This window comes from Mycobacterium sp. E740, assembly GCF_001672895.1.
GTDB lineage: Bacteria > Actinomycetota > Actinomycetes > Mycobacteriales > Mycobacteriaceae > Mycobacterium.
In genome coordinates, this window is record NZ_LZKP01000121.1 from 19,105 (window position 1) to 36,137 (window position 17,033).

Annotated in this window: 20 protein-coding genes; 7 read left to right on the plus strand and 13 right to left on the minus strand. The window is 66.9% G+C overall.

Annotated features, from left to right (window positions below; genetic code table 11):
• Nucleotides 1-14: 14 nt before the first annotated feature.
• Complete coding sequence (gene pgsA, locus A5663_RS11570; protein ID WP_068148463.1) at nt 15-611, minus strand: CDP-diacylglycerol--glycerol-3-phosphate 3-phosphatidyltransferase; 597 nt, start codon at nt 609-611, stop codon at nt 15-17.
• Nucleotides 612-652: 41 nt separating this feature from the next.
• Here pgsA and A5663_RS11575 point away from each other — a divergent pair, with 41 nt between their 5' ends.
• Entirely contained in the window at nt 653-1,162 is a 510-nt protein-coding gene (locus A5663_RS11575) for an amino-acid N-acetyltransferase (RefSeq protein WP_197503373.1), read from the plus strand.
• 10 nt (nt 1,163-1,172) lie between these two features.
• On the opposite strand, the gene A5663_RS11580 is transcribed toward A5663_RS11575, so the two are convergent.
• Nucleotides 1,173-3,641 carry a DNA translocase FtsK gene (locus A5663_RS11580; protein WP_082974065.1) on the minus strand — a complete coding sequence of 823 codons (2,469 nt, stop codon included), beginning with the start codon at nt 3,639-3,641 and terminating at the stop codon, nt 1,173-1,175.
• Nucleotides 3,642-3,780: 139 nt separating this feature from the next.
• On the opposite strand from A5663_RS11580, the gene A5663_RS11585 reads away from it, so the two are divergent.
• Both A5663_RS11585 and A5663_RS11590 read left to right on the plus strand, forming a co-directional pair.
• Complete coding sequence (locus A5663_RS11585) at nt 3,781-4,095, plus strand: putative quinol monooxygenase (RefSeq protein ID WP_068148408.1); 315 nt, start codon at nt 3,781-3,783, stop codon at nt 4,093-4,095.
• Nucleotides 4,095-4,907, plus strand: coding sequence for a mycofactocin-coupled SDR family oxidoreductase (locus A5663_RS11590; RefSeq protein ID WP_068148411.1), 813 nt, complete (start codon nt 4,095-4,097; stop codon nt 4,905-4,907). Before A5663_RS11585 ends, A5663_RS11590 begins: the two co-directional genes overlap by 1 nt.
• Before the next feature lie 86 nt (nt 4,908-4,993).
• Here A5663_RS11590 and A5663_RS11595 read toward each other — a convergent pair whose 3' ends face one another.
• From A5663_RS11595 to thyX, 3 genes are read right to left on the minus strand one after another with little or no spacing between them, the layout of a single operon-like run.
• The gene (locus tag A5663_RS11595) at nt 4,994-6,673 is read right to left on the minus strand and encodes a ribonuclease J (protein WP_068148415.1); all 1,680 of its coding nucleotides are present in this window, start codon (nt 6,671-6,673) and stop codon (nt 4,994-4,996) included.
• Nucleotides 6,673-7,575, minus strand: coding sequence for a 4-hydroxy-tetrahydrodipicolinate synthase (gene dapA / locus A5663_RS11600; RefSeq protein ID WP_068148418.1), 903 nt, complete (start codon nt 7,573-7,575; stop codon nt 6,673-6,675). The genes A5663_RS11595 and dapA overlap by 1 nt, the downstream gene beginning before the upstream one ends.
• 24 nt (nt 7,576-7,599) lie before the next feature.
• Entirely contained in the window at nt 7,600-8,352 is a 753-nt protein-coding gene (thyX, locus tag A5663_RS11605) for an FAD-dependent thymidylate synthase (RefSeq protein ID WP_068148420.1), read from the minus strand.
• A 129-nt stretch (nt 8,353-8,481) separates the two neighbouring features.
• Here thyX and A5663_RS11610 point away from each other — a divergent pair, with 129 nt between their 5' ends.
• Nucleotides 8,482-8,784, plus strand: coding sequence for a DUF4193 domain-containing protein (locus A5663_RS11610; RefSeq protein WP_068148423.1), 303 nt, complete (start codon nt 8,482-8,484; stop codon nt 8,782-8,784).
• A gap of 97 nt (nt 8,785-8,881) precedes the next feature.
• Here the strand turns inward: A5663_RS11610 and A5663_RS11615 are convergent, their stop codons facing one another.
• The 3 genes from A5663_RS11615 to A5663_RS11625 all read right to left on the minus strand — a co-directional run bounded on the left by A5663_RS11615 (nt 8,882) and on the right by A5663_RS11625 (nt 11,541).
• A complete protein-coding gene (locus A5663_RS11615; protein WP_068148476.1) occupies nt 8,882-10,093 on the minus strand; it encodes a winged helix-turn-helix domain-containing protein in 1,212 nt (403 codons plus the stop codon).
• A gap of 168 nt (nt 10,094-10,261) precedes the next feature.
• Nucleotides 10,262-10,744 (minus strand): dihydrofolate reductase, encoded by a 483-nt coding sequence (locus A5663_RS11620; protein ID WP_068148426.1) that lies wholly within the window; start codon nt 10,742-10,744, stop codon nt 10,262-10,264.
• A complete protein-coding gene (locus tag A5663_RS11625; protein WP_068148431.1) occupies nt 10,741-11,541 on the minus strand; it encodes a thymidylate synthase in 801 nt (266 codons plus the stop codon). The genes A5663_RS11620 and A5663_RS11625 overlap by 4 nt, the downstream gene beginning before the upstream one ends.
• Before the next feature lie 43 nt (nt 11,542-11,584).
• On the opposite strand from A5663_RS11625, the gene A5663_RS11630 reads away from it, so the two are divergent.
• The gene (locus tag A5663_RS11630; protein WP_068148436.1) at nt 11,585-12,325 is read left to right on the plus strand and encodes a dienelactone hydrolase family protein; all 741 of its coding nucleotides are present in this window, start codon (nt 11,585-11,587) and stop codon (nt 12,323-12,325) included.
• A gap of 33 nt (nt 12,326-12,358) precedes the next feature.
• Nucleotides 12,359-13,282 carry a CoA ester lyase gene (locus tag A5663_RS11635; protein ID WP_068148439.1) on the plus strand — a complete coding sequence of 308 codons (924 nt, stop codon included), beginning with the start codon at nt 12,359-12,361 and terminating at the stop codon, nt 13,280-13,282.
• Here A5663_RS11635 and A5663_RS11640 read toward each other — a convergent pair.
• The 5 genes from A5663_RS11640 to dapB all read right to left on the minus strand — a co-directional run bounded on the left by A5663_RS11640 (nt 13,276) and on the right by dapB (nt 16,382).
• Nucleotides 13,276-13,734 (minus strand): hypothetical protein, encoded by a 459-nt coding sequence (locus A5663_RS11640; protein WP_068148443.1) that lies wholly within the window; start codon nt 13,732-13,734, stop codon nt 13,276-13,278. The genes A5663_RS11635 and A5663_RS11640 overlap by 7 nt on opposite strands.
• 88 nt (nt 13,735-13,822) lie before the next feature.
• Entirely contained in the window at nt 13,823-14,644 is an 822-nt protein-coding gene (locus tag A5663_RS11645; protein ID WP_255396304.1) for an SDR family NAD(P)-dependent oxidoreductase, read from the minus strand.
• 84 nt (nt 14,645-14,728) lie between these two features.
• On the minus strand, nt 14,729-15,184 hold the full coding sequence (locus tag A5663_RS11650) for a flavodoxin family protein (protein WP_068148446.1): 456 nt from the start codon (nt 15,182-15,184) through the stop codon (nt 14,729-14,731).
• On the minus strand, nt 15,181-15,648 hold the full coding sequence (locus A5663_RS11655; RefSeq protein WP_068148449.1) for a tetratricopeptide repeat protein: 468 nt from the start codon (nt 15,646-15,648) through the stop codon (nt 15,181-15,183). Before A5663_RS11655 ends, A5663_RS11650 begins: the two co-directional genes overlap by 4 nt.
• The gene (gene dapB, locus A5663_RS11660; protein ID WP_068148452.1) at nt 15,648-16,382 is read right to left on the minus strand and encodes a 4-hydroxy-tetrahydrodipicolinate reductase; all 735 of its coding nucleotides are present in this window, start codon (nt 16,380-16,382) and stop codon (nt 15,648-15,650) included. Before dapB ends, A5663_RS11655 begins: the two co-directional genes overlap by 1 nt.
• Before the next feature lie 56 nt (nt 16,383-16,438).
• Here dapB and A5663_RS11665 point away from each other — a divergent pair.
• Nucleotides 16,439-17,033 (plus strand): DUF222 domain-containing protein (locus tag A5663_RS11665; RefSeq protein ID WP_156744448.1); only part of this gene is annotated, 595 nt, incomplete at its 3' end.

A 17,033-nucleotide genomic window follows, 5' to 3' on the forward strand; every position in this document is an offset into this window, starting at 1 on the left:
GGCAGTGGCCGGCCTCACCGATCCACGGGACGTGCGCGGGAGTCCCTGATCGCGGAGACGATGTAATCGACACCGGTGAGCACCGTCAGAACGAGCGCCACCCACATGATCATCCACGCCGCGGACAGCCACGCCCCCGACAGCGGAAGCACGAACAGGCCGATCGCCACGGCTTGCACCAGGGTCTTGAGCTTGCCGCCCCTGCTGGCGGGTATCACGCCGTGGCGCAACACCGCGAACCGCAGCACCGTGATGCCGATTTCGCGGACCAGGATCACCGCGGTGATCCACGCCGGCAGATCGCCCAACACCGAAAGCCCGATCAGCGCAGCGCCGATGAGCGCTTTGTCGGCGATCGGATCGGCGAGCGTGCCGAATTCGGTCACCATGCCGTAACTGCGAGCCAGCGCGCCGTCGAAGCGATCCGTGATGACCGCGACGCTGAACACGACGAATGCCGCTACCCGCCAGAACGTTTCATGACCGCCGCCGACGAAGAGAAAGATCAGGAAAACCGGAACCAACGCCATCCGCACGCCGGTGAGCACATTCGCGACGTTCGCTACCCGGGCGCGCGGAACCAGCGGATCGGTATGTGGTTGGCCCGACACCGCCACAGAATATCGGTTGCTCGAACGGATACCCTCCACCTGTGAGCGCAGAATCCGGCGAGGTCGTCGTGCGGCGCGCGCGAACCTCCGATGTCCCCGCGATCAAAGCCTTGGTCGACATCTATTCCGGCAAGATCCTGCTGGAGAAGAATCTGGTGACGCTCTACGAGGCCGTTCAGGAGTTCTGGGTGGCCGAGCAGGACGGCGAACTGCTGGGCTGTGGGGCGCTGCACGTGCTGTGGTCCGACCTGGGCGAGGTGCGCACGGTTGCGGTGCACCCGAAGGTCAGGGGCCATGGCGTCGGGCATGCGATCGTCGAGCGGTTGCTCGACGTGGCCCGCGAGTTGCGCCTCGAGCGCATCTTCGTGCTCACCTTCGAAGTCGAGTTCTTCAGCAGGCACGGGTTCCGGGAGATCGACGGCACCCCGGTGACCGCCGAGGTCTACGAGGAGATGTGCCGCTCGTATGATACCGGCGTCGCCGAGTTCCTCGACCTGTCCTTCGTAAAACCCAACATCCTCGGCAACACCCGAATGTTGCTCACCCTCTAGCGGTTTCGAATCACTCTTCCGAGTCGTCGGCGCCGGTTGCGTCAGAGCCACCGCGGATAAGCGCCAACGTGCCGGCCAGCTCGTCGGGTTTGACAAGAACCTCGCGTGCCTTGGAACCCTCGCTGGGCCCGACGATGTTGCGGGTCTCCATCAGGTCCATCAACCGGCCCGCCTTGGCGAACCCGACCCGCAGTTTGCGCTGCAGCATCGAAGTGGACCCGAACTGGCTGGACACCACCAGCTCGACCGCCTGCAGGAAGACGTCCATGTCGTCGCCGATGTCGGGATCCACATCGGTTCGCTCGCTGGTCGTTTTCGCGGTGGTGACGCCCTCGGTGTATTCCGGTTCGGCCTGCGCCTTGGTCGCCTCGACGACGGCGTGGATCTCCTCGTCGGTGATGAAGGCGCCCTGCAACCGGATCGGCTTGTTCGCGCCCATGGGGAGGAACAGTCCGTCGCCCATGCCGATCAGCTTCTCGGCGCCCTGCTGGTCGAGGATGACGCGGCTGTCGGTCAACGACGAGGTGGCGAACGCCAGGCGCGACGGGACGTTGGTCTTGATCAGCCCGGTGACGACGTCCACCGACGGCCGCTGTGTGGCCAGCACCAGATGGATGCCCGCCGCGCGTGCCTTCTGCGTGATGCGCACGATCGCGTCTTCGACGTCACGGGGGGCGGTCATCATCAGGTCGGCCAACTCGTCGACGATCGCGACGACGTACGGATAGGGCTTGTACTCGCGCTGGCTGCCCAGCGGTGCGGTGATCTCACCGGAGCGCACCTTCTTGTTGAAGTCGTCGATGTGGCGCACCCGCGACGCCTGCATGTCCTGGTAGCGCTGCTCCATCTCCTCGACCAGCCACGCCAGCGCGGCGGCGGCCTTCTTGGGCTGGGTGATGATCGGGGTGATCAGGTGCGGAATGCCCTCGTACGGCGTCAGTTCCACCATCTTGGGGTCGATCAGGATCATCCTGACCTCCTCCGGCGTGGCGCGCACCAGCAGCGAAACCAGCATCGAGTTCACGAAACTCGACTTGCCCGAACCGGTCGAACCGGCCACGAGCAGATGCGGCATCTTGGCGAGGTTGGCCGAGATGTACTCGCCTTCAATGTCTTTACCCAGACCGATGACCAGCGGATGGTGATCGCCGCGGGTGACCGGATTTGTCAGCACGTCAGCCAGCCGGACCATTTCACGGTCGACGTTGGGAACCTCGATGCCGACCGCCGACTTGCCGGGAATCGGCGCGAGCATCCGGACGCTCTCCGTGGCGACCGCATAGGCGATATTCCGTTGCAGCGCAGTTATTTTCTCGACCTTCACGCCGGGACCGAGTTCGACTTCATACCGGGTGACGGTCGGGCCGCGGGTGCAGCCGGTGACCGACGCGTTGACCTTGAACTGGTCCAGCACCTCGGTGATCGCTTCGATCATCCGGTCATTGCCCGCGCTGCGGCGCTTCGGCGGGTCACCGGGGATCAGCAGGTCGAGCGACGGCAACGCGTACGGCCCGTCGACCACGCGGTCCAACGACAGCGCCTGCTGTTTGGCCGGCTTCTTCTTGCGCGATTTCGAGGTCGGCTCGGGAACCGTCGGCGCCTCATCCTCGATGGGATAGTTCTCCATCGGGGAGCCCGTCGGCCATGCCTGCGCCGCGTCGTCGCCCGACGGGTCGTCGTAGTAGCCGTCTGAGAAGTCCTCCGGTTCGCTGATGACGGCGGTGTCCTCGTCGTCGTACTCGTCGAAGTCGTCGTAGCCGTATGCCCGCGTGGAGAACATCGCCCGCACCGCCGCCGGCACTTCACGGATTGTCGTGCCCGTCACCAGGAGCACGCCGAACAGCACGCCGATGAACAGCAGCGGCGCGGCGATCCACGCTGTCAGCCCGTCTGAGAGCGGGCCGCCGATCGCGAACCCGAAGAAGCCGGCGGCGTGCTGGCGGGCCACCGGTTCCTGCGGCGAGCCGGCCCACAAATGCCACAACCCGAGCGCGGGCAGCCCGATCATCGTCGAGCCGAGGATCAGCCTCGGCCTGGCGTCGGGATCCGGTTCGGTGCGCATGAGCGCGATACCGACGGCGGCCAGCGCCAGCGGTACGAGCACGACACCGCCGCCGATCAACGTGCGCAGGAAGGTGTCGAGCCAGCCGCCCACCGGGCGCGCGGCGCCGAACCACGAACTCGCCGCCACGACAACGGCCAAGCCGAGCAGGGCCAGCGCGATTCCGTCGCGGCGGTGTCCCGGTTCGAGATCGCGGGCGCGGCCGACCGAACGCGCCGTGGTCCCAGCGCCCTTGGCCAGCATCAGCCAGCCCGCCCGCATGCCGCGGCCCACCGATGCGCCGGCCGACGAAATCGGCGACGCGGTCCGGCGCGGCGGCGCGGGCTTACGTCGCGGCGCCGTGCGGCCGCCCGATCGTGAACCGGCCTTTGACCTGCTTGAACGGGCCCCGGAGCGGGCGGCGGTCTTACTCGGCATGCCTCTAAGCCTAGTCTCTCGAGCCCCAAATTCACCATCAGCCACACTGGTAACAGATGCGTATCGATTGCTGCCGCTTCGCGACCCGGCAGTAGGCTGTGCACTCGTCCAGCAGCACTCACCGAGGAGTCATCCGCACATGCCTGTTGTCGTCGTCGCCACCATGACCGCCAAGCCCGAATCCGTTGACACGGTTCGCGAAGCGTGCAAGCAGGCCATCGAGGCGGTGCATCAGGAACCCGGGTGCGAGCTGTACGCACTGCACGAGTCGAACGGGACCTTCGTGTTCGTCGAGCAGTGGGCAGACGAAGAGGCGTTGAAGACCCACAGCACCGCTCCCGCCATCGGCACCCTGTTCGGCACCGTCGGCGAGCATCTCGACGGAGCGCCCGATATCAAGATGCTGCAGCCGGTGGTCGCGGGCGATCCCAGTAAGGGCGCACTGCGGTCCTGATGTCCGGGCTCGCGGGCAAGGTCGCGTTCATCACCGGCGCCGCGCGGGGCCAGGGCCGCGCGGAAGCCGTGAAGCTGGCGAGCGACGGCGCAGACATCATCGCGGTCGACATCTGCGATCAGATCGCGTCAGTGCCCTATCCCTTGGCGACGGCCGACGACTTGGCTGAGACCGTCAAACTCGTCGAGGACGCCGGCGCGCGAATCGTGGCGCAGGAGGCCGACGTTCGCGATCAGTCCGCGCTCGAATCGGCGCTGCGTGCGGGTCTCGAAGAGTTCGGCCGGCTCGACATCGTCGTCGCCAACGCCGGTATCGCCCCGATGCGGTCGGGTGCCGACGGGTGGCGGGACGTGATCGACGTGAACCTCACCGGCGTGCACCACACGGTCGAGGTCTCGAAGGAACCGTTGATCGCCCACGGCGACGGTGGCTCGATCGTGCTCACCAGTTCGGTGGTGGGTCTTGTCGGGATGGGTAGCGACGACCCCGGTGCGATCGGTTACGTCGCCGCAAAGCACGGCATCGTCGGGCTGATGCGTTTGTATGCCAATCTGCTTGCCCAACACAGCATCCGCGTGAACTCGGTGCACCCCGCCGGCGTCGACACCCCGATGATCAACAACGAGGCCACGCGCGAGTGGCTGGGCAGTATCGCCGACAAGTCCGCGCAGGACATGGGCAACGCGTTGCCGGTGCAAGTGTTGCAGCCCGAAGACATCGCAAACGCGGTGGCGTGGTTGGTCTCCGACGCCGCGCGCTACATCACCGGAGTGGCGCTTCCAGTGGACGCCGGGTCGGTCAACAAGCGCTGAGGAAGCGCCGAACGAGAAGCCATGGCTGCGATCAACGCGAATCCGCGACCAGGAATGCTATTTCGCGGCGAAGTTACGGGCGGCGCTCAGATCTCGATCACCGTCGGCACGATCATCGGCTGACGGCGGTAGGTTTCGCCCACCCACTTGCCGACGGCCCGGCGAGTGGCCTGGGCGATGCGGTTGATGTCGGTCACCCGTTCGGCGGCAAGGGCTTCGAGGGCCTCGTCCACCTTGCGACCGGCCGGTTCCAGCGCTTTCGGGTCCTCGGAGAACCCGCGCGAATGCAGGTGCGGCGACGCCGCAGGCTTGCCGGTGCCCCGTTGGACGACGACGGTGACACCGATGAATCCCGAAGAGAGCGTGAGGCGCTCGCCGACCACCGCATCTCCCACGTCTCCACCGACCAGTCCGTCGACGAACATCTTGCCCGTCGGCACCGCTCCGGCGATCGACGCCCGGCCCGCCACCAGGTCGACGCTGACCCCGTTCTCGGCCAGCACGATGTTCTCCTCCGGCACCCCGGTGCGGGCCGCAAGCCCCGCGTTGGCCCGCAGCATCCGCCACGTGCCGTGCACCGGCATCACATTGCGTGGCCGCACACCGTTGTAGAGGAACAGCAGCTCGCCGGCGTACGCATGACCGGAAACATGAACGCGTACATGCGCGTTCGTCACGACACGCGCACCGATCTTGGCCAACGCGTCGAGCACGCCGAAGATCGCTTCCTCGTTGCCCGGTATCTGCGACGACGACATGATGATGAGATCACCCGGCGTCAGCGTGATGCTGCGATGCTCACCGCGCGACATCCGCGACAGCGCCGCCATCGGCTCGCCCTGCGTTCCGGTGGTGACCAGCACGACCCGCTCGGGAGCCATCATCTCGGCGGCGCCGATGTCGATGATGTCGTCGTCATTGACCAACGTCAGGTAGCCGAGCTCCTTGGCAATGCCCATGTTTCGCACCATGGACCGGCCGACGAACGCCACCTTGCGGCCTAGCGCCACGGATGCGTCGATGATCTGTTGCACGCGGCCGACATTCGACGCGAAGCAGGCCACGATGACCCGGCCTTGAGCACCGCGGATCAGCCGGTGCATGTTCGGTCCGATCTCGCTCTCGGACGGTCCGACGCCGGGGATCTCGGCGTTGGTCGAGTCGCACAGGAACAGGTCCACCCCGGCGTCGCCGAGTCGCGACATCCCGGGCAGGTCGGTGGGTTTGCCGTCGGGCGGTGACTGATCCAGCTTGATGTCACCGGTGTGCAGCACCGTGCCGGCGCCGGTGTGTATCGCGATCGCCAGGCAACCGGGTATCGAGTGGTTGACCGCGAAGTACTCGCATTCGAACACGCCGTGTCTCGAACTCTGGTTCTCGTCGACTTCCACGAAGACCGGCTTGATCCGGTGCTCACGGCATTTCTCGGCCACGAGCGCGAGCGTGAATTTCGAGCCGACGACCGGGATGTCGTGTCGCAGCTTCAGCAGGTACGGGATCGCGCCGATGTGGTCCTCGTGCGCGTGGGTGAGCACCAGGGCCTCTACGTCGTCCAGGCGGTCTTCGACGAGGCGCAGGTCCGGCAGAATCAGGTCGACGCCGGGCTCGTCGTGCGTCGGGAACAGCACTCCGCAGTCGACGATCAGCAGTCTGCCGAGATGCTCGAAAACGGTCATGTTGCGGCCGATTTCGCTGATCCCACCCAGCGCGGTGACCCGCAGTCCACCAGGGGCCAGCGGCCCCGGCGGGGTGAGTTCTTCGTTCACTACCGCAGCACCGCGGCCGCTCGCATATCCCCGGCCAGCGCGTCGAGTTGTTCTGCGGTGGCGGGGATCTGAGGCAGCCTAGGCTCACCAGTCTCGAAGCCCTGCAGCCGCAGCCCCGCCTTCGACAGCGTCACGCCACCGAGACGGTCCTGAGCGTTGCTCAACGGTCCCAGCGTGGCGTTGATCTTGCGGGCGGTCGCGACATCGCCGGACTGGAACGCCGACAACATGTCCCGGAGTTGGCCGGCGGCCAGATGGCCCCAGACACTGACGAACCCGACGGCGCCCATCGCGAGCCACGGCAGGTTCAGCGCGTCGTCGCCCGAGTAGTACGCCAACCCGGTCTCGGCGATGATCTGGCCGCCGCCGTGCAGATCGCCCTTCGCGTCCTTCACGGCCACGATGTTGGGGTGCTCGGCCAGCGTGCGGATGGTGTCCCATTCGATTGCGATGACTGACCGTGGCGGGATGTCGTAGAGCATGACCGGCAGGTCCGTCGCATCGGCGATCGCGTTGAAGTGTGCGACCAGGCCGGCTTGCGGCGGCCGCGAGTAATACGGCGTCACAGCCAGCAGCCCGTGGGCGCCCTCGGCGGCGGCGGCCTTGGCCCCCTGCACACTGTGGGCGGTGTCGTAGGTGCCGACACCGGCGATGACCCGCGCCCGGTCGCCGACCGCCTCCAGCACCGCGCGCAGCAGCGCGATCTTCTCGTCGTCGGTGGTTGTCGGGGACTCCCCCGTCGTGCCCGACAGCACCAGGCCGTCACAACCGGCGTCAACGAGCCGGTTCGCCAATCGGCCCGCGGCGTCGGCGTCGAGCGAGCCGTCCGGCTTGAACGGAGTAACCATCGCGGTCAGCACGGTGCCCAACTGGGCCGTCACGTCGATTCCGCTGGTACTCACGGGGCTCAGATTACTCGCTCGGGCTCACGCTTCCGTGGCCAGAGGGGACGTGGCCACCTCGGTGCCGTCAGCCAGCGTCGAGATCTCGAAGTCGCCGAACACCTGCGGCGCGGTATCGACCAGTCGGCGCAGGCATTCGATGGCCAACCGGCGGATTTCCACGTCGGCGTGCTCACTGGCGCGCATCGCGATGAAGTGCCGCCACGCCCGGTAGTTGCCGGTGACGACGATTCGGGTCTCGGTGGCGTTCGGCAACACCGCCCGCGCCGCCTGACGGGCCTGCTTGCGGCGGAGCACAGCGTTCGGTTGATCGGCGAACTTGGCCTCGAGCCGGTCGAGTAGCTCTGAGTAGACCACCCGGCTGGCGTCGGCGGCGGCGGCGAAGATGTCGGTGAGCTCGGGGTCATCCTCGATGCCCGGCGGGACGACCACCTGGGCGTCGTGTTCGGGTACGTAGCGCTGCGACAGCTGCGAATAGGAGAAGTGGCGGTGCCGAATCAGTTCGTGCGTGCACGACCGCGAGATCCCGGTGATGTAGAACGAGACCGACGCGTGCTCGAGCACCGAGAAATGCCCGACGTCGATGATGTGGCGGATGTAGGCGGCGTTGGTGGCGGTGCGGGGATTCGGCTTCGACCAACTCTGGTAGCACGCGCGGCCGGCGAACTCGACCAGAGCGGGGCCGCCGTCAGCGTCGGTGCTCCACGGCACGTCGGGCGGCGGCATGAACTCCGTCTTGGCGATCAGTTGGACGCGCAGCGGCGTGGTCTCGGCCACGGCTCACCCTAACGTGAGCGGCACTTGTCGAAGGCCGCTGCAACCAGGTTTCAACGGTGCATCCGCAGGGAACAAAGCGAATCTCCATCGGCGTTACTCAGGGACCGATCTCGAGAGGGAGTGTGATTGATGGCTACCGATTACGACGCACCCCGCGTCAAGGAAAGCGACGAGGCGGTCGACGAGTCACTCGAGGCGATCGCTACGCGCCGTCGCGGGCAGGCCGACGTGGCGGTGCTCGACGTCGACGACGGCGACCCGGTCGATTCGATCGACCTTCCGGACGTCGACCTGTCGGGTGAGGAACTCACTGTGCGGGTCATCCCGAAGCAGGCCGACGAGTTCACCTGCTCGAGCTGCTTTTTGGTGCAGCACCACAGCCGGCTAGCCCTGCAGTCCGGCGACCGGATGGTCTGCGCCGACTGCATTTGAGCGACGGCGGCGGCTGAGCGACGACGCGCCGAGCGTGCAGCTATCGCGAAGATTCCACCGCTTTTTCGCAGTGAGCGCACGCTCGGCGCTACGGGCCTCAGACGGCGGCGCGGAGTGCACGCGCCAAATCGCCATTGTCGGCGACCGCCACATCTGCAAGTCCGAGCCACGACGCCATCGAGCGCAACTCACTCGCCAACGCCTGCGCCACTCGCGACGGCTGTCGACCGGGCTCGGCGAACGCGCCGATGACGTGCAATACGCCCGCCGACCGATCTGCCTTCAGATCGACCCGGCCCACCAATTCCCCGTCGAGCAGGAACGGCCAGACGTAATACCCGTACCGTCGCTTGTCCGCAGGCACGTAGATCTCAATGCGGTAGTGGAAATCGAACAACCGCTCCACCCGCGGCCGGAAGAAGATCAGCGGATCGAACGGACACAACAGCGCCGTCCCGCGGTCCTGCCGCGGCACGATCTGGCCGGCCCGCAGATACGCCGGCGCCGCCCAACCGTCGACCTCCACCGGTTCGAGTTCCCCGTCGGCGACCAGCTTCGCGATCGCCGGCTTGGCCTGTCCGGGCGACAACCGGAAATAGTCGCGGATGTCCGGCTCGGTCCCGACACCGAGAGCGCCGGCCGCGCGCAGCACCAGCTCGCGCACCGCCTCCTCGTCGTCGACCTCGCGCGCCAACACCTCGGCCGGCAGCACCCGCTCGGCGAGGTCGTAATACCGGGCGAAACCGACCCGGGTGGCCGTCGCGAACACTCCCGACGACCACAACGCCTCGGTCACCCACTTCGTGTCGCTGCGGTTCCACCACGGCCCCTTCTGACCGCGCTGCTCAGCGCCGAGGTGCGCCGCGATCTGCCCGGCCGTTGACGGCCCCAACTCACCCACGGCGGCGACGATGTCGTCGGCCAACTTCGCGTTCTTCTGGACGATCGCCCTGCCCCACCGGCCGTGCGTGTACTCGCGCATCCGCCAGCGCAGCAGCGGCCAGTCCTCGACGGCCATCAGCGCCGCCTCGTGCGCCCAGTACTCGACCAGCAGCCGCGGGGACCGCGCGGAATGGCTCCACGCCGCCCGGTCGAGCACCTCGCGGTCGTACGGCCCGAACCGGCTGAACACGGGCGCATAGTGCGCGCGCACCGAGACCGACACCGAGTCCAGCTGCAGCACCTGGATCCGCGAGATCAGCCTGCGCAGGTGCGCCCGCGTGACGGGCCCAGTCGGCTTCGCCTCGGCGAAGCCCTGCGCCGCGACGGCGACCCGTCGCGCTTGAACGGCCGTGAGTTTCGTCGGCACCCTGCCATCGTGCCCGACACGACCGACACCACTCAGGCGCGCCGGTACCCGCCGCGCCGCCAGCACACGACAACATGTCTCTCGCTATTCACACCAATCAACGTTTTGCAGGCAAAGTACGAGTGAAGGTCTGCAAAAGGTCGATAGATGTGACTGCCGTTGCGGATTTCAGGCGCGCCGGTAGCTGTAGAACCGGTAGCGCAACCCCGAGACGCTGGTGAGCCAGTCCCCCGCCGCGCCGATCCAGCTTTCGTCGAGCACCGGCGCCATCACGTCGTCGTCCTGCCGCGGCAGGTCCATCTCGACCTCGGTGACCTCGCATCGGGTGGCGAGCGGCATGGCGGCCGCGTAGACCTGCGCCCCGCCGATCACCCATGTCGGGTCATCGGTCAGCGCGCCGTCGAGCGCCTCCAGAACCTCTGCTCCCTCGGCCGTGAAATCCGGTCGGCGGGTGAGCACGATGTTGCGCCGTCCCGGGAGCGGGCGCACCTTGGCCGGCAGCGACTCCCACGTCAGCCGGCCCATCACCACCGCATGGCCCATCGTGAGTTCCTTGAACCGCGCCTGATCCTCCGGGAGCCGCCACGGGATGCCGCCGTCGCGGCCGATGATCCCGGAGCTCGACTGGGCCCAGATCAGCCCGACGCTCATACCGCGACAGGCGCTTTGATCGCCGGATGCGGATCGTAGTTGAGGATCGCGATGTCTTCGTACGTGTAGTCGAAAATCGAATCCCTCGGCGCCAGAACGAGTTCCGGATACGGGCGCGGATCGCGGCTGAGTTGTTCGGCGACCTGTTCGACGTGGTTGTCGTAGATGTGGCAGTCGCCGCCGGTCCAGATGAACTCGCCGACGTCGAGCCCGGCCTGGGCGGCCATCATATGGGTGAGCAACGCGTAGCTGGCGATGTTGAACGGCACCCCGAGGAACAGATCGGCGCTTCGCTGGTAGAGCTGACACGAGAGCCTGCCGTCGGCCACATAGAACTGGAAGAACGCATGGCACGGCGGCAGCGCCATCTGCGGGATCTCGCCGACGTTCCACGCCGAGACGATGTTGCGCCGCGAGTCCGGGTCCGACTTCAGCAGCTCCACCGCCGCACTGATCTGGTCGATGTGTCCGCCCGACGGCGTCGGCCACGACCGCCACTGCACCCCGTAAACCGGGCCGAGATCGCCTGTCTCACTTGCCCATTCGTCCCAGATGGTCACGCCGTGCTCCTGCAGCCAGCGCACGTTCGAGTCGCCGCGCAGGAACCACAGCAGCTCGTAGACGATCGACTTGGTGTGCACCTTCTTGGTGGTGATCAGCGGGAAACCGGCCGCGAGGTCGTAGCGCATCTGGTGGCCGAACAAGCTGCGGGTGCCGGTTCCGGTGCGGTCCGATTTCGGCGTCCCCCGCTCCGTCACCATCCGCAGGAGATCCTCGTAGGGCGTGGCGATCGGCACGCCGCCAAGCTTACGTCCAGAGCCGGCGAGTAGAACGGAAGCCATGCCGAGCATCTCCGCGACCGTCACCACCGCCGACGGCACCTGCCCCGTCACCCTGCACACCCCGAACGGCACCGGGCCGTGGACCGGCGTCGTGATGTACGTCGACGCCGGCGGGGTGCGCGACACCTTCCAGGAGATGGCGGCCCGACTTGCCGGGTTCGGCCACGCCGTGCTCCTTCCGGACGTGTACTACCGCCACGGCGACTGGCAACCGTTCGACATGAAGACCGCCTTCACCGACGCCACGGAGCGCAAGCGGCTGTTCGGGATGATCTCCTCCATCACCCCCGACATGATGGCCGGCGACGCCGCCGCGTTCTTCGACTTCCTCGCCGGCCGGCCCGAGGTAAAGGGCGACGCGTTCGGCGTGTGCGGCTACTGCATGGGCGGCCGGACCTCGGTCATCGTGTCCGGCCGGGTACCCGACCGAGTTGCCGCGGCGGGCTCGTTCCACGCGAGCGGACTCGTCACCGACGATCCGAGCAGCCCACACCTGCTCGCCGAGCACATCAAGGCCACCGTGTACGTCGCGGGCGCCAAGAACGACCACGGCTTCACGCGTGCAGACGCCGAAACTCTCGACAAGGCGCTGACCGCGGCCGACGTCGCCCACACCGTGGAGTTCTATCCCGCCGGGCACGGGTTCGCGGTGCCCGACAACGCGCCGTACGACGAAGAGGCCGCCGAACGGCACTGGATCGCACTCCAGGAGCTGTTCGAGTCCGCACTGCCGAATTGACGGCGCACCCCCCACATACGCGACGATGAACCGATGTACGACATAGACACCGGCGACGAGAGCGACTCCGACGAGGCCGGTTTCCGCATCGATCCCGTGCTCGCCCGCAGCTGGCTGCTGGTCAACGGCGCGCAGTACGAGCGCTTCGCCCCGGCGGTGCGCTCGCGCGCCGACATCGTCGTACTCGACATCGAGGACGCGGTCGCTCCGAAGGACAAGGTCGCCGCCCGTGACAACGTGGTGCGCTGGCTGGACGAGGGCCATACCGACTGGGTCCGCGTGAACGGATTCGGCACGGCATGGTGGGCCGATGATCTCGACGCGCTCGCCAAGACTTCCGTCGGCGGAGTGATGCTGGCGATGGTCGAGTCCGTCGACCACGTCACCGAGACCGCCAAACGGCTGCCGAACATCCCCATCGTCGCCTTGGTTGAGACGGCCAGAGGCCTGGAGCGCATCACCGAAATCGCCGCTGCCAAAGGGACTTTCCGGCTGGCGTTCGGTATCGGCGACTTCCGGCGTGACACCGGCTTCGGCGAGAACCCGACCACCCTGGCCTACGCGCGCTCACGATTCACGATCGCGGCGAAGGCCGCCCACCTGCCCAGTGCCATCGACGGTCCGACAGTCGGGTCGAGCGCGCGCAAGCTCAGCGAGGCCACCGAGGTGTCGGCGGAGTTCGGGATGACCGGCAAGATCTGCCTGACGCCCGAGCAGTGCGGCACCGTGAACGAGGGACTGTCTCCGTCACCCGAGGAAATCGCCTGGGCCAAGGAGTTTTTCACCGAGTTCGAACGTGACGGCGGCGAGATCCGCAACGGCTCGGACCTGCCCCGCATCGCGCGGGCGAACAAGATCCTCGAACTGGCGCGCGCATACGGCATCGAGGTGTCGGAGTTCGACGACGTCGACGATCCGGCGCACATCCCGGCGCCCTCGGACACCTACCACTACTGAGCGTTACGACGCCTGTGCAGCAGCATCTGCAGTGACCGCAGCAATCCGCGCGCGGCGTAGATGCCGGCGACCACGGTCGCGAGGATCATCACGATGAACATCAGCAGCCAGTTCGTCCTGCTGTGGTCGACGTTCCACCACACGATGGTGAACAGGATCGCGCAGATGAACACCACGATGTCGCGCCAGTTCCCGCGATAAGACAGCGCCGCCAGTCGCAGGTCGCGACTGCGCTCCGCGGCGCTGACCATGTCTTCGATGCGGTGGTCGATGCTCTCCTTGAGCCTCGCCCTGAGCTCGGGTTGGTCGTCGGGGATACGGTCCAGCAGGTCCATGTCCTTGGCGATCATCCCGCGGAGGTCAGGTCCGCGCACATTGCCTGCGGCGATCCCGAGTAGTGCCCCGCCAGCGAGTGGCGCGGCCCCCAAGGCAACTTCGGCGATTCCTGGCATCAGTCCTCCTTCAGTGTCGCGGCCAGCAGCTTTTGTACCGCATTGACGGCGCCGGCGGAAGCGGCCGGCCAACCGCGCGGTCGTGGCGCTATTGCGCCAGGAATCCGCCGTCGACGGGCAATACCGCGCCGGTGACGAACGACGCTTCGTCGGAGGCCAGAAAAGCGATGGCGCTGGCGACCTCAGCCGGTTCACCAAGGCGGCCCATCGGGTGCATGCGCTGGATGTCAGCGAGGTACTCCGAGCCGCCCGGCTCCTCCGGAAGCCGGTTGACCCGCTCTGTTCGAATCGTCCCCGGCGCAACGGCGTTCACCCTGATGCCGCGGTCAGCCCACTCGACCGCCAGGTGCTTGGTCAGTCCGGTAGCGACGAACTTGGCCGGTCCGTAGGCTGCCTGACGCTTTTGGCCGGCCAGTCCCGAGATCGAAGAGAGGCACACGATGGCACCACCACCTGTCGACACCATCGCTTCGATGGCGAATTTGCAGGTGAGGAACATGCCGCGGCCATCGATCGCCATGACTTCGTCCCAGCCGGCGGCCGTCACCTCCATCGCGTCGCCGAGCGGGATGATGCCGGCGTTGGCGACGAGCACGTCGAGCCGTCCGAAACGATCGACTGCGCTCGCAATCATCCGCTGCGCATCCTCTTCGACCGAGACATCGCCGACGACTGTCTCGACTTCGGCACCGCTGCGCCGCAACTCCTCAGCCAGCCCAAGCAGCGGTTCACGTTGAACGTCGGTCACGATGAGACGTGCACCCTCGCGGGCAAAGACCTCGGCGGTCGCCCTCCCGATGCCCATCGCCGCCCCGGTGATCACCGCCGACTTGCCGAGGAGACGTCCACATCCTTGGGTCACAGCTTTCTCCGAATCCGCCGCAGGAACGGGTTCGCCACAGGCGGGCACCCTCGTCGACCTCGAACAGTGCCAGGGATACAGCGCTTCGGCCGCGATAATCGGCTGATTGGTGTGGAGCGTCGTGGACCCGGGCTATCCCATCAGCCGAGCGGCGACCGTTGCGCCGAGGTTCCAGCACCCTTCGACATCGGCTTTGGTCGGTTTGCCTGACACGACCACGGTCTGCGCGACACGCTCCCACCCCAACCCTGCGGTGATTCCGTCGAGGGCACGCTCGGCACCTTCGGTGCCCTGGTTGCCGTGCAAATAGACGCCGAACGGTCGGCCGGCGGCGGTATCGAGCAGCTGATAGTACGACTGATCGAACGCGTGTTTGAGAGCGCCCGAGATGTACCCGAGGTTCACCGGGGTGCCCAACACGTAGCCGTCGGCCTCCAGCATCTCGACCGGCGAGACGATGAGTGCCGGGCGGCGGATGACCTCCACGCCTTCGATCTCCGGATCGGTCGCACCGGCCACCACCGCCTCGAACATCTCCTGGCAATGCGGCGACGGGGTGTGGTGCACGACGAGCAGTGTCTTGCTCATGGCCGGCGCTCCTGGATCTCGACGGCCTTCTTCATCGTCTCCCGCGCTCGGCTGCGGTCTCCGGCGTAGTCGTAGGCGCGTGCCAGCCGGTACCAGCGCAGCCAGTTGTCCGGGTCGTTCTCCAATTCCTCGCGCACGGTGACGAACAGCGCGTCGGCGGCGTCGCGATCGATGCGACCGGATGGTCTGCGAGGCAACGCGCTGACGTCGAGTTCCATCCCCTGTTCGCCGGCGATGCGCGCGAGGCGCTGGTGGGCCAAACCGGCGCGGAGCGTGCTGACCATCGCCCAGGCCCCGATCATCGGCAGGACCATCAGCGCAAGCCCGAGGCCCACCGCCGCCGGCTCTTTCGTGCCGATGAACGCCATCGCGAGGCGGCCGAGCAGCACGAAGTAGACGACCAGCGCGACGCACATGAAGCCGATCAGCAGTTGGATGCGTAGCGCACCCCGGCTGTCGGCCATTACAGGTCGAGCAGCGGCTCGATGCCCACGGTGAGCCCCGGCCGCTCGGCCACTCGCCGCACCGCGAGCAGGACGCCGGGGACGAAGGACGTGCGGTCGATGCTGTCGTGCCGAATCGTCAGCGTCTCCCCTTGCGTCCCGAACAGCACCTCCTGATGAGCGACGAGCCCCGCCAGCCGGACCGAATGGACCGGGATGCCGTCCACGTCGGCGCCCCGGGCCCCTTCGAGGCCGGTGCTGGTGGCATCGGGGTTGGGCGGCATGTCTTTTCGAGCTTCGGCGATGAGTCGCGCGGTGCGAGCCGCGGTGCCGCTTGGCGCATCAGCTTTGTGCGGATGGTGAAGTTCGATGACTTCGACGGACTCGAAGTAGCGCGCGGCCTGCTGCGCGAAATGCATCGACAGCACGGCTCCGATCGCGAAGTTCGGCGCGATGAGAACGGCTGACTCTGGCTTGGCGTCGAGCCATTGCCGAACCTGGTCCAGGCGCTCGTCGGTGAACCCGGTGGTGCCGACGACGGCGTGTATTCCGTTGTCGATGAGGAACTCGAGATTGTCCATGACCACGCCCGGGTGGGTGAAGTCGATGACGACCTCTGTGTCGGTTTCCACCAGTCGGCTCAACGGGTCGTCGGCGTCGACCCCGGCGGTGAACGTGAGATCTTCGGCCGCCTCGACCGCGTCGACCATCGTCCTGCCGACCTTGCCCTTGGCGCCCAGAACTCCGACTCGCATGGCGTCACCTTATCCGTGCGCCGGACTTGTCGGTGGTTCGAACTAATGTTCGAAGTATGGAGATATCGGACCGCGAAGCCATCGAGTCGACCTTCGCGCGGCTGCGGTCCGTCCTCGACGACGTCGGTCGCCTCAAGTTCCACGCGCTCACCGCGCCAGAACGCCTCGCGCTGCTCGACGAGCTTGAATTCGAGCGGCGGCGCCAGCCTGCGGTGGAACACCAGCTCATTCACGGTCTGGTGAGCGAAAGCACGCCTGGAGCGGTCGGCGCAACGAGCTGGAGCGACGCCTTGCAGCAGCGCTTGCGGATCAGCGCCGCGGAGGCCAAGCGGCGCCTGAACGACGCGGCCGATCTCGGCCCGCGCACGGCGTTGACCGGGGAAGCGCTCGAACCGAAGCTCGGCCACCTCGCGAAGCGACAGGCCGGTGGCGAGGTGGGCGCAGAGCACATCCGCATCATCCGGAAGTTCTTCGATGATCTGCCTGCCGCCGTCGACTATCAGACGCGGGAGTGCTGCGAGGAGACGTTGGCTCGGCTCGCGGCCGAACACACTCCTGAGGCGCTGCGCAAAGCCGCCGACCGGCTGGCGGCCTACCTCAACCCCGACGGCGATTTTTCCGACGTGGACCGCGCGCAGAAGCGCGGGTTCA